The organism is Kitasatospora sp. MBT66 (assembly GCF_000710405.2).
In the GTDB taxonomy this organism is placed as follows: domain Bacteria; phylum Actinomycetota; class Actinomycetes; order Streptomycetales; family Streptomycetaceae; genus Kitasatospora; species Kitasatospora purpeofusca.
Genome location: NZ_JAIY01000020.1, coordinates 86,167 through 97,958, shown reverse-complemented (window position 1 = coordinate 97,958; position 11,792 = coordinate 86,167). Strand labels below are relative to the sequence as shown.

Genomic DNA, 11,792 nt, shown 5'->3' with positions numbered 1-11,792 from the left:
GCCGGTCGCGCGGGGCCGGGCGCGGGTGGCGGTGCGGCGGTCGGTGGCGGCCGCAGGTCCGACAGGGCGGTCACCACGGCCCTGTTGAGCGCGGTGAGGCCGGAGGTCGTCGTCGTGGAATGGGACTGCGGCACGGTTCCCCCTCGGTCGCCGATGCGGCGTGGCGGTACCGCCGGAGGACAGAGCCCGGCCTCCGACTCCAGGGCGCGGCGGCTCCGCCCCCTGGGTATCTCCGGTCCACGGCGGGGACTCCCAACCCGCACCGCGGACGGCTCCTGGATCGCTCAATGTAATGGAGACAGCTACGCCCCGTTGATGGTTGTACCGGACCGGCAAGGTTTTTTCGCAGCGCCGGAACAATCCCGGGACGGCGCCGGAACGAACTCGGGACGACGCCGGATCCGGAGCCGGATCAGCGCCGGACCGGGCGCCGCGACGGACACCCCGGCGCGCGCCGGGGCGCACCGGCGGAGTGCGCGCGCACGCCCCGGCCGACCGGGTCGACGGTGACCCGGTGTGGCCGAAAGGTCACGCCCTGCGGGCTGCTCCGGCGGCGGCCCCGAGGTACCTTGGGCTCATGGCAGACGCGGAACGTGATCACCACCACCCGCACGGCGCGACCCGGATGGCGCGGTTCTGGCACGGTGGTGCCCTGGTCACCCACCAGGTGCCGCTGGCGCTGGTCGGTCTGGCCTGCCTCGCGCTGGGCATCGTGGTCGCGGTCGTGGTTCCGGACAGTGACGGACCGGCCTGGGCGATGGCGGTCGCGGGCTGCCTCGCCGCCGGTGTGCTGCTGCTCGGCCGGATCGGCGTCGCGGTGTTCCGCCGGCACCGCCGCGCGGCGGCCTGAACCGACCGTCCGAGGACGCCCCGGCGCACCGGCAGGGCCTGCCGGAACAGCTGTCCCGGCCGCCCGGCCCGCGGTTTTGTCGAATTCCCCGTAACGGCCCGCGTGCCGAACTCCCGATCGGATCCATCCGGTCGGATCGGCCGGTTTTCGGCCCAACTGCCAACTCCTTCTCGCTTCTTTCACAATTCCGGGCCACCAGCCCCACAGTTCCCCCTACTGTGATGTCGGTCCGGGGCGCCAACTGCGCCGGATGCGAGGCCACTTGCCGGCGCCGGGGAGGGTGCCGCAGAGGGGGGAACGATGAGCGGCAGCGCCGTGCCCGGAACGGCCCCGGTCAACGGGGGGATCCGGGCCCAGGTGAAGCGCCAGCTGGCGCGCCGGGTCGGGAGCAGTCCCGGCGAGGGCGCCACCGTGCTGATCTACCACCGGGTGGGTGGCGGGAGCCCGGACGAGCTGGACGTCGCCACCGCCGACTTCGCCGCCCAGGCCGACCTGCTCGCCGCCCTGCCGCCCGGCCGGGTGGTCTCCCTGGACGAGGCCACCGACCGGATCGAGTCGGGCCGCCGCACCCCGGGCGTCGTCCTCACCTTCGACGACGGCTTCGCGGACGTCTTCGACAACGCCTGGCCGCTGCTGCGCGAGCGCCGGCTGCCGTTCACCGTCTACCTGGCCAGCGGCCACGTCGGCGGCGAGATGCGCTGGGAGGGATCGACCGCCAAGGCCACCGGCGCCCCCGCGCTCAGCTGGGAGCAGCTGCGCGAGATGACCGCCTCCGGCCTGTGCACGGTCGCCAACCACACCCGCACCCACGCCCGCCCCGAGCTGCTCACCACCGCCGAGCTGGACGCCTGCAACGACGAGGTCGAGCAGCACCTCGGCGTCCGCCCCAGCCACTACGCCTACACCTGGGGCGTGCCGGTCCCGCACATGGAACCCGCGCTGCGCGCCCGCTTCCGGACCGCCGCCACCGGCGAGGTCGGCCGCAACACCCCCGGGGTCGACCCGGTACGGCTGCGCCGGGTGCCGGTCCGCCGCACCGACCCGATCGACTTCTTCCGCGCCAAACTCCACGGCCGGCTGATCCCCGAGCGCGCCTACGCCAGGATCGTCGCCACCGCGAAGGCGGTGGGCGCCCGTGCCTGAGGACCGGATACCCCCGCGCCTGCGCGGCCCCGGCGGCCGCCCGCTGCGCGTCGCCCACCTCACCACCGTCGACATGAGCCTCCAACTGCTCCTCGCCACCGAGCTCAAGGTGGACCTGGAGGCCGGCTTCGAGACGTACGGGATCAGCGCCCCGGGCCCCTACCTGCCCGATCTGGCGGCGATCGGGGTGCGGCACGAGCCGCTGCACGCGCTGACCCGGGCCTGGGAGCCGCGGGCCGACGCCGCAGCGGCCCGCGAACTCCTGGCGGTGCTCCGCCGGATCCGCCCGGACGTGCTGCACACCCACAACCCGAAGACCGGTGTGCTCGGTCGGGTCATCGGCCGGCTGGCCCGGGTCCCGGTGGTGGTCAACACCTGCCACGGGCTGTGGGCGCAGGCGCACGACCCGCTCGCCAAGCGCGCCTTCGTGCTCGGCGCGGAGGCCTTCGCCGCCCGCTTCTCGCACGCCGAGCTGTACCAGAACGGCGAGGACCGGCGGACCCTGGCCCGCGCCGTCCCGGCCCGCCGCTCGCGGGTGGTCGGCAACGGCGTGGACCTCACCCGCTTCGCCACCGATCCCGGCGAACGCGCCCGCGCCCGGGCCCGGCTGCGCGCCGAGCTGGGCCTCGGGCCGGACGAACTGCTGGTCGGCGGGGTCGGCCGCCGGGTCGCCGAGAAGGGCATCGGGGAGTACGCCGAGGCCGCCCGCGCCCTGGCCGGCAAGGCCAGGTTCGTCTGGATCGGCCCCGACGACCCGGACAAGCCGGACGCCCACGGCGCCGAGTCCGGGGTCGCCTTCCTCGGTCCGCGCGCCGACATGCCCGCCGTCTACGCCGCGCTGGACGTCTTCGTCCTCCCCTCCTACCGGGAGGGGTTCTCCCGTTCCGCCATGGAGGCCGCCGCCGGCGGCCTCCCGATGGTGCTCAGCGACATCCGGGGCTGCCGCGAGATCGGCACCCACGACGAGCACCTGCTCCTCGCCCCGCCCGGGGACGCCCGGGCCCTCACCAGCGCCCTGGACCGGCTCCTCACCGAGCCCGGCCTGCGCGAGCGCCTCGGCACGGCCGCCCGCCGCCGCGCCGAGGCGGCGTTCGACCAAAGGGCGGTCGCCGCCGTCTCACTGGCCACCTACGCGGCCGTCGCCCGCGCGAAGGGGCTGCCCTGGACGGTCGGCTGAGCCCGCCCACGACCACACCACCGCATCAGGGGAAGGACCGTCATGAAGCGAGGGGGGGACCTCGCGATCACCGTCCTGACCGGGATCGTCGCGATTCCGCTGGGTCTGGTGATCGCTCTGCTGATCCGCTGCACCATGGGCGGACCGGTGCTCTTCCGGCAGACCCGGACCGGGCTGCTGGGCCAGGAGTTCGAGATCCTCAAGTTCCGCACCATGCGGGACAAACGTTTCCCGGAGGAGCCGGACGCTCCCCGGATCACCCGGCTCGGGGACCTGCTCCGCCGGACCAGCCTGGACGAACTGCCGCAGCTGTGGAACGTCGCGCGCGGCGAGATGGGAGTGATCGGGCCCCGGCCCACGCTCCCCGAGCAGGTCGTCCACTACTCCCACCGCCAGCGCGGCCGACTCGACGTGCGGCCCGGCCTCACCGGCTGGGCCCAGGTCCAGGGCCGCAACTCCATCACCTGGCCGGAGCGGATCGAGCTCGACCTCTGGTACGTCCGGAACCGCTCGTTCGGCCTCGACCTGCGGATCCTGCTGCTGACCGTCAAGGTGCTGCTGAACCCGGCCGGGATCACCGCCGCGGGCGGGGTCAACCCGGGCTTCCCGGCGCCGACCGAGCCCGCCGACACCGCTGCGGCCTCTTCGGCCCCGGCCGCCTCTGCCACCACCGCGGCCACCGCGGCCACCACCGTCCCCGAGCCGGCTCCCGCCGTGATCGGCCTGCCCCGGCAGGCCACCGGGCCGCGGCCGGTACCGCCGCTCCGCGCCCGGCCGTCCCGCCCGGCACCGGTCGGCGCCGCCGTCGAGGAGGCGTCCTGACCGCCGGACCCGGCAGGATGGCCCCCATGCCCTCCGCGACGGACCCGCCCGCACTCTGGATCGCCGGCGCCGGAGGCGTCGGCCGCGAGGCGCTGGACACCGCGCTCGCGGCCGGCGTCCCGGTCGCGGGCTTCCTCGACGACCGCCAGCACGGCGCCACCGTCCGCGGCCTGCCCGTCCGCAGGCCCGCGGAGCTCGGCCCCGGCGCCCGCTACCTGGTCGGCATCGCCGACCCGGCCGTCCGGCAGCGGCTGTCCGCCCTGCTGGACGGCCTGGGGGCGGAGCCGTTCACCCTGGTCCACCCCCGGGCGCTGATCGCCCCGGACACCCTGCTCGGCCCGGGCTGCCTGGTGATGGGCGGCGCGTACGTGTCCAGCAGCGTCCGGCTCGGTGCGCACAGCCAGGTCCACTACAACGCGACGGTCGGCCACGACACGGTGTTCGGCGAGCGGGTGACGGTCTACCCGGGCGGCAACGTCTCCGGCGCGGTGCTGCTGGCCGACGGCGCCACCGTGGGCTCCAACGCGGTGGTGCTCCAGGGCCGCAAGATCGGCGCCGGGGCCTTCGTCGGCGCGGCCGCGGTGGTGACCAGGGACGTCGCCCCCGGCGAGGTGGTGGTCGGCTCCCCGGCCCGCCCGCTGCGCCGGTCCTGAGCACCCCACCCGCTGCTCCGCAGGTGCCGAACGGGCGGGTCGAGCGCCCCGATAGGCTGCGGGGCATGGCGATTCCGAAGTTCCTGGCCGATCTCCGCGCGGTCGTCGGCCCCCGCAAGCTCTGGCTCAGCGCCGCCGCCGCGGTCGTCCTCGACGAGGAGGGCCGGGTGCTGCTCGTCCAGCGCGCCGACGACGGCAACTGGGCGCCCCCGGGCGGCATCCTCGACCCGGGCGAGCAGCCGGCCGACGGGGCGGTCCGGGAGTGCCTGGAGGAGACCGGGATCGCCACCGTGGCCGAACGGCTCGTCGCGCTCACCGTCTCGCCGGACATCACCTACCCCAACGGCGATGTGACGCAGTACCTGGAGGTCGTCTTCCGCTGCCGCCCGCTGGGCGGGGAGATCGAGGCGGACGAGGACGAGACCCTCGCGGTCGGCTGGTACCCGCTGGACGCGCTGCCGCCGATGGGCGAGCGCGAACTCGGCTGGATCGACCGGGCGGTGTCCGGCGCGGCCGAGACGGCCTTCCAGTGGGACGGCGTACAGCGCTTCTGACGCACCAGGCCCTGGACCGGTCCGGACAGCACACCTAGAGGGTGCGGAACCAGGCCGCCGTCCGCTCCAGGCCCTCGCGCAGCGGGACCGGGCGGACGTCGGGGAACAGCTCGCGCAGCCGCGCGTTGTCGGCCTGCGAGTCCCGGACGTCGCCCGGCCGGGGCTCGGTGTGCGCGACCTCGACGGGGTGGCCGAGCACCGACTCCAGCTCGCCGACCAGCTCCAGCAGCGAGGTGCGGGTGCCGAAGGCGAGGTTCACCGGGTCCGCGCTCACGACCCGGCGCAGCACCGCGTCGGTGATCACCTGGGTGACGGTGCCGACGAAGGTGAAGTCCCGGCTCTGCCCGCCGTCCCCGTGCACGGTCAGCGGCCGCCCGGCGAGGGCGGCGTCCAGGAAGGCCGGGACGACCGCCGCGTAGGCGTGCCCGGCGGGCTGCAGCGGGCCGAACACGTTGAAGAACCGCAGCGGCAGCACGCCCAGCCCGTAGCAGTGGTGGTAGGCCGCCAGATAGGCCTCGGTGGCGAGCTTGCTGACCGCGTACGGGCTCATCGGCGCGGTGCGCATGGTCTCCCGCTTGGGCAGCTCCCGGTTCGCGCCGTAGACCGAGGAGGAGGACGCGGCGGCCACGTAGAGGCCCCCGGCGCGGCGGGCGGCCTCCAGGACCTCCAGGGTGCCGGTGGCGTTGGCGTGGTGACTGGCCAGCGGATCGGCCACCGAGCGCGGTACGGAGGGCAGCGCGGCCAGGTGGACCACCGCGTCGGCACCGGCGAAGGCCTCGTCCAGCAGCTCCGGGTCGAGGATCGTGCCCTCGTGGAGCACGGCCCCGGTGCCGACCAGGTTGGCCTTCTGCCCGGTGGAGAGGTTGTCCACGACCCGGACCTGGTCCACCTCGGGCCGGGCGAGCAGGGCCCGGACCAGGTTGGCCCCGATGAATCCGGCTCCGCCGGTGACGACCACACGCATGGCTGAGGTTCCCCCCCTCGCGACGACCCGGCCCGCTCGGCCGGCCCCGCGCCGATGGTAGCCGCGCGGTCACCCGCCGTGTGCCGGAACGCCGAGAACGGCCGCGGGCGGCCGGAAGCGGCCACGGGAGGCGTCGGCGGCCCCGTCCCGGCGGCCCCCCGGCGGCGCCCCGACCCCGGTCAGCCCTTGGGCTGGCGGTACGCCTCCTCGGCGGCGTCCAGCACCGCCGCGAGGTCGCCGCCGGCCGTGGCGGTGGCCACCGCGGCCACCGCGCCCTCGACGAACGGGGCGTTGGCGAACCGCACCGGGAACGGCAGCCCGTGCTCGTCGGCCTCGGCGAGCAGCGCCCGGACGGTGGTCACCGCGCCGCCGAGGTCGGCCAGCACGACCACGCCGTGCCCCTGGTCGACCCGGCGGGTGGCGGCGGCGACGAGCACCGCGCTGATGCCGGGTCCGTCGACGAGGTCCCCGCCGGTGCCGGCCACCGGGGCGGGGGCGGTGGAGGGGGTCAGCGCGAGCGCCAGGGCGCGGACGGCGTTGGCGAGTTCCTGGCTGTGCGACACCAGGACGACCCCGACCCGGCCGTGCAGGGGCGGACGGCCTGGGGTGGGCCGGGGCAGCGGGGTGGGCGCGGGCGGGGTGCGGGGCGCCGGTGGTTGCGCCGAGGCGGCCTCGGAGATGGGGATGACATCGGCGCGGGTGCCGTCCCGGCGGCTCATCGGTTGCTCCTCGGGGCGTTCGGCGGGGGCTCCCCGGGCTGGGGGCTCCCCGGGGCGGGGACTTCCCCACACTGTGGCAGTTCGCCCGCCGCGCGCCCGCGCGGGACACGCGCCCCCGGGGGTGCGCCGGGGCGTGCGGGGCGGCGTCCGCCCCGCCGCCGTCGGCCCGCCCCCTCCGGCCGGTGGAGACCTGGTGATCCCGCTGACCGGGACCGTGCCGGTGACTAGGCTGGGCGCGTTCAGGCCGTCGGGAGGAGAGAGCAGCAGTGGCAGCCAACAGCGGGACCGGGGTGGAGGCGACCGAGGTGGTGGAGCTCGCCGCGAGCGGCAAGCCGAAGGTGGACTTCACCGGGGCGACCTGGCTCTTCAGCAGCCAGGGTGTCGGGGACGTCCAGATCGCCTTCGTGGACGGGTACATCGGCATGCGGGACGGCCGTCAGGAGGACGGCCCGATCCTGGTGTTCACGCCGGGGGAGTGGCGGGCCTTCGTGCTCGGCGCGCGGGACGGCGAGTTCGACCTCACCTGACCGGATCCGAGGGGCCGCGGCCTCTCGCCGGGTGCCGGTCCGGGCCGCCGGGTCGGCACCCGGCCGGTTACTCGGACATCCGGGTCGGCACTCGGTACCAGGTCGGCACACGGTCGGCACTCGGGTCGGCACACGGATACCCCTCAGGGGTGTCCGGGGACGGTCGTACGTCCCCGAAGGTCTCCGGCCGTCATCATTCCGATCACATTTGAACGTGCCCCGTCATAATTTCTGTTGACTGCTGGACAAACGCAGCTCAGAGTATGAGCACAGGCAGACGCCGTGCCCACCGCCCCCACGCGGCCAGACACGGCGCCTGCTGTGCGACCCGGCAGCGCTGCCGAGCCTCCTCCCAGTCATCCCTCTGCGCACCGGGGGTGCGTCGGCCGGTCCCGGCCCACAAGGGGCCGGCAGTCGCCGGGAGGATGGCGCCGGTCCCCGAGAGCGACTCAGGGGCGGCACCGTGCTCGGGACCCGCACGCCCCCACGCGGCGGCGTCCCGAGCAGGTCTGCGGGAGCGACGGGCCGGGGCCCCGCAGACCTTGCCTGTGAAACATGGAACTGTTGGCTTGTGTGCTGTGCGGCGCGACGGCGGAGCTGGGTGCTCGGCACGACGGTGTGCACAGTGAGGGAAACGCGTGTAGGGCCGCGTTGCGACAGGCCGTCCCCCCGGAGGGTGAAACCCAGAACGGCTGCCGTGCTGAACCGAACGTAGCCCGGACGGTTGCTCAGAGTCAACATTGGTCTCTGAGCGTGGATCTCCGTCCGGCGCCCCACCCACCCCGCGAGCGCGGTGTGGCGGGCACGTACGATGTTCCCATGTCTTTTCTCCGCCGTCGCTCCGGTCAGCCCACCGGCCCGGACTTCGACGTGCTCGCCATGGACCCGGGCGACTGGCCCGGTGACTTCGGTGCAGCCATGATGACCGGCCCGGACGGCGCCTGCCAGGGGATTTTCCTGCGCTACGACCTGTTCGGCGGCAGAGGCCCGGCGATGTTCATCGGCAACCTCCCCGAGGGCTCGCCGGCCCGCGAGACCGGCGACAGCGTGCCCTTCGAGGTACGCCAGTTGCTCGCGGCCCTGGAGAACGAGGAACCGGTCGACTTCGTCTCGGCGGAGGACTTCCCCGTCATGCTCGGGGACGATCTGCTGATCGTGAAGAAGGTCAAGGTCAGCGAGGGCCGGGTCTTCTGTGCCCAGTTCGGCCGGAGTGACGGCGTGCAGGTCACCATCGCCTCCTGGGACCGGCCGATTTCGGACGATCTCTACCAGTTGCTCAAGCCGCTGCCCGCGGACATGTTCCAGCAGGGCTGACCGAGGCGGGCCGATGGCCCGGAGGGCAGCGTTCCGGTTCCCGTTCGGCCGCCCCCGGGGCGTCCGCCGGGGTGCCCGTCGGGACATCCGTCGAGGTGTCCGACGCGGGTACGGGCGTGCTGCCGAGCCGGATGTTCACCCGGATGTTCACCGGGACACCCGTGACGACACCCGTGACGACGTCCGCCGCGAGGTCCGCGGCGGCGCCCGCCGGGGTGTCCGGCGCGAGTTCGGCCCCGACCTGGGCCGCTCCGCCCGGTCCGTGCCTCGGGCGCTGCTTGACGGCTTCGATCACGGCTTCGTAAAGTCGCGAACATGCCGTGCCGTCTCCCGCTGCTGACCCGTCGCAGCTACCTCGACCTGCGGCGCACCGCCAGCGCGGCGTGTCCGGGTCACTGAGGGGGATTCGTCCCCGAGGCGGCGGGCGGCCGGCCGAGCGGCCGGCGCCGATCCGGGGGCGGCCCCTGTGCCGGGCCCCGGGTCCCGGGGTGGGCATCGAGCCGGAGTCCCGGGCCGCCACCAGGTACCGCGCGCCCGTCCCGGCGTGCCGCCCGCCGTTCCCCGCACCAGCCGACGGGGGTACCGGCGCCGACAGTGGAACGGCCGAGCCCCCGACGACAGCGGAGGCGTGGCCGCGCCGGCCGTCGGCACCGGGCCCGAGCCCCGCCGCCGGGTGCGGACCCCGAGCCCACGCTGCCGCCCCGGAGGCCCCAGCCCCATGAGTACCGTCGCTGCCGACCAGTCACCCGCCGTCCCGTCCCCCGACCCCGCGCCGTCCCCGGTCGAGGCCGCCCTCGCCGGGCTGCCCCGGGTCGTCGACCTGCTGGCCGCCCGGGCCGAGGAGCACGATCGCGACGCGACCTTCCCGTACCAGGGCATAGAGGCGGTGCACGAGGCCGGACTGCTGACCCTGACCGTCGACGCCCGCTACGGCGGTCCCGGCGGCACGCTCGCCGACACCGTCCGGGTCCTGGCCCAACTCGGGCGCGGGGACGCCTCGGTGGCCGTGGTCACCGCCTTCACCCTGCTCCAGCACGCCGAGCAGGCCCGGACGGCGGCCTGGCCGACGGCCGGCTACCGGCGGCTGCTCACCGAGTCCCGGCGCGGTCCGGCCCTGGTCAACACCCTGCGGGCGGAGCCCGGGAGCCGCGAGGGCGAGCCGCCGGCCACGGTGGCGCGACGGGACGGCGAGGCCTGGCTGCTGACGGGCCGAAAGACGTACTGCACCGGCGCCGAGGCGCTCGCCTGGATGGCGGTGACCGCCCGGACGGACGAACCGGTGCCCCGGACCGGCACCTTCCTGGTGCGCGGCGAGAGCGAGGGCCTGGAGGTCGACCCGACCTGGGACCAGCTCGGCCTGCGGGCCAGTGCCAGCCACGACGTGGTCCTCGACGAGGTGCGGGTACCGGCCGAACTCGCCCTCGGCCTGAACCCGCCCGGGAGCGGTGCCGGAAAGGGAGCGGCCGCTTCCGCTGCCGCTGCCGTTCCGGCGGCCGAACTGGCCCGGGCCTGGCACGATCTGGCGCTCTCGGCGGTGGCCGTCGGGGTGGCCCGCTCGGCCCAGGACTGGCTGGTGCGCTTCCTGCACCAGCGAACTCCGGCCAATCTGACCGAGCCGCTCGGCAGCCTGCCCCGCTACCGCAGCGCGCTGGGCGAGATCGAGGCCCAGCTGATCGGTGCCGAGGAGCTCGTCCACGGCCTGGCCGCGCGGGTGGACCGGGCCGAGCCGGAGGCGGTGGCCCGGACGGGGCCGGCGCACCTGCTGGCCACCCGGGCGGCGACGGCCGCCGTCCAGCAGGCCGTCTCGCTCACCGGCAACCCGGGGCTGAGCCGGCGTCACCCGTTGGAGCGGTACCTGCGGGACGTGCTCAGCAGCCGGGTCCATCTGGCCCCGGACGAGGCCGTCCTGGAGGCCGCCGGTCGGGCCGCCCTGGAGCGCGGCGCGCGGCACTGACCGGTCGGCGGGGGCGCCGTCCGGAGGAGCACCGGACGGCGGCGGCCCGGACGGGTCTCACCTGGTCCCGACGGCGGCCCGGACCGCCCGGCGGGCCAGCGCGGCGTCGTCGTAGAGCCGGCGGATCATGATCCGCTGCTCCTCGCCGGCGCCCGGCACGTCGTACAGCCGGATCTCCCGCATCAGCACCAGCACCAGGTTCACCAGGAACGCGTCCCGGGCCATCGTGCCGCCGCTCTGGGCGAGTTGGCTGATCTGCCGACGGGCCGCGGTGTCGCCGGAGAGCACGCTCCAGAGCACCGCGAGGTCGTAGCCGGGCAGGTACCAGCCGGCCTGCTCCCAGTCGACCAGCACCGGCCCGGACGGCGCCAGCAGCATGTTGCTGAGCAGCGCGTCGCCGTGGCAGAGCTGGAGCGGACCGTGGCCGAGCCCGTGCAGCAGACCGCGCAGGTCGCCGGCGTCCCGGTCGGTGAGCTGGCCCACCGAGTGGTAGCGGGCGATCTCCAGCTGGTAGTCCAGCCGGGGCTGGAAGACGTCGGTCGGCGGACGCCACAGGTTGAGCGTCCGGACGGCGGTGAGCAGCGCGCGCACCTCGCCGGGCGTCGGGGCGTTGACCGGGTGGCGCTCCCGGGCCGCCGGCCGGCCGGGGACGCGCTCCATGACCAGCACGCAGCGGTCGTGGTCGGCGGCCACCAGCCGGGGCAGCCGCACCGGCGGACGGTGCCGCACGAAGGCCCGGTAGACCGCGACCTCGTGGTGGAAGTCGGCGACCAGCTGTTCGAAGTACTCGCTCCGCACGGCCTGCGGGGCGAGGCACTTGGCCACCACCGGCGCCCGGCCGATGGTGCCCGCCACCAGGATGTGGCGGCTCCCCTCGCGCAGCACCTGGCGCGGGGTGAAGGCGGGGCATATCCGCGCGACCCCGGCGAGGGCGGCCCGGACGGCCGGGGTCTGGAGCGCGGAGGGGTCGATCCGCTCCTGCGACACGGGCTGGCCCGGCCGGGTCGGCGGGCGCAGCAGCCGGCCGTCGCCGGGGCGGACGGCGGGGATCCGGGCGCCGGGCAGGCGGGGGCCGGCGGTCTCGGCCGGGCGCAGTCCCAGCGCGGTCCGGGTGG

General features: G+C 75.5%; 12 protein-coding genes. 9 read left to right on the top strand and 3 right to left on the bottom strand.

Annotated features, from left to right (window positions below; genetic code table 11):
• Positions 1–577: 577 nt before the first annotated feature.
• The 6 genes from BI06_RS41505 (at position 578) to BI06_RS41480 (ending at position 5,199) form a co-directional block, all read left to right on the top strand.
• Entirely contained in the window at positions 578–850 is a 273-nt protein-coding gene (locus BI06_RS41505) for a hypothetical protein (protein ID WP_149030651.1), read from the top strand.
• Between the two features lie 300 nt (positions 851–1,150).
• Complete coding sequence (locus BI06_RS41500; protein ID WP_051742913.1) at positions 1,151–1,993, top strand: polysaccharide deacetylase family protein; 843 nt, start codon at positions 1,151–1,153, stop codon at positions 1,991–1,993.
• Positions 1,986–3,170, top strand: a complete 1,185-nt coding sequence (locus BI06_RS41495) for a glycosyltransferase (RefSeq protein WP_051742912.1) — start codon at positions 1,986–1,988, stop codon at positions 3,168–3,170. The genes BI06_RS41500 and BI06_RS41495 overlap by 8 nt, the downstream gene beginning before the upstream one ends.
• A gap of 42 nt (positions 3,171–3,212) precedes the next feature.
• A complete protein-coding gene (locus BI06_RS41490; RefSeq protein WP_233290519.1) occupies positions 3,213–3,992 on the top strand; it encodes a sugar transferase in 780 nt (259 codons plus the stop codon).
• A 26-nt stretch (positions 3,993–4,018) separates the two neighbouring features.
• Positions 4,019–4,645 carry a NeuD/PglB/VioB family sugar acetyltransferase gene (locus BI06_RS41485; RefSeq protein WP_043477295.1) on the top strand — a complete coding sequence of 209 codons (627 nt, stop codon included), beginning with the start codon at positions 4,019–4,021 and terminating at the stop codon, positions 4,643–4,645.
• Between the two features lie 65 nt (positions 4,646–4,710).
• The gene (locus BI06_RS41480; RefSeq protein WP_030396883.1) at positions 4,711–5,199 is read left to right on the top strand and encodes an NUDIX domain-containing protein; all 489 of its coding nucleotides are present in this window, start codon (positions 4,711–4,713) and stop codon (positions 5,197–5,199) included.
• 34 nt (positions 5,200–5,233) lie between these two features.
• Here BI06_RS41480 and BI06_RS41475 read toward each other — a convergent pair whose 3' ends face one another.
• Together BI06_RS41475 and BI06_RS41470 are read right to left on the bottom strand one after the other, a co-directional pair.
• On the bottom strand, positions 5,234–6,163 hold the full coding sequence (locus tag BI06_RS41475; RefSeq protein WP_043477292.1) for an NAD-dependent epimerase/dehydratase family protein: 930 nt from the start codon (positions 6,161–6,163) through the stop codon (positions 5,234–5,236).
• Between the two features lie 179 nt (positions 6,164–6,342).
• Positions 6,343–6,882, bottom strand: a complete 540-nt coding sequence (locus tag BI06_RS41470; protein WP_078880463.1) for a PTS-dependent dihydroxyacetone kinase phosphotransferase subunit DhaM — start codon at positions 6,880–6,882, stop codon at positions 6,343–6,345.
• Between the two features lie 290 nt (positions 6,883–7,172).
• On the opposite strand from BI06_RS41470, the gene BI06_RS41465 reads away from it, so the two are divergent.
• The 3 genes from BI06_RS41465 to BI06_RS41455 all read left to right on the top strand — a co-directional run bounded on the left by BI06_RS41465 (position 7,173) and on the right by BI06_RS41455 (position 10,677).
• Entirely contained in the window at positions 7,173–7,409 is a 237-nt protein-coding gene (locus tag BI06_RS41465) for a DUF397 domain-containing protein (protein WP_037781797.1), read from the top strand.
• An 819-nt stretch (positions 7,410–8,228) separates the two neighbouring features.
• Positions 8,229–8,723 carry a hypothetical protein gene (locus BI06_RS41460; protein WP_030396879.1) on the top strand — a complete coding sequence of 165 codons (495 nt, stop codon included), beginning with the start codon at positions 8,229–8,231 and terminating at the stop codon, positions 8,721–8,723.
• 718 nt (positions 8,724–9,441) lie between these two features.
• Positions 9,442–10,677: an acyl-CoA dehydrogenase family protein gene (locus tag BI06_RS41455; RefSeq protein WP_043477289.1), complete on the top strand. Its 1,236-nt coding sequence runs from the start codon at positions 9,442–9,444 to the stop codon at positions 10,675–10,677.
• Positions 10,678–10,734: 57 nt separating this feature from the next.
• Here BI06_RS41455 and BI06_RS41450 read toward each other — a convergent pair whose 3' ends face one another.
• Complete coding sequence (locus BI06_RS41450) at positions 10,735–11,778, bottom strand: aminoglycoside phosphotransferase family protein (RefSeq protein WP_043477571.1); 1,044 nt, start codon at positions 11,776–11,778, stop codon at positions 10,735–10,737.
• Positions 11,779–11,792: the final 14 nt, after the last annotated feature.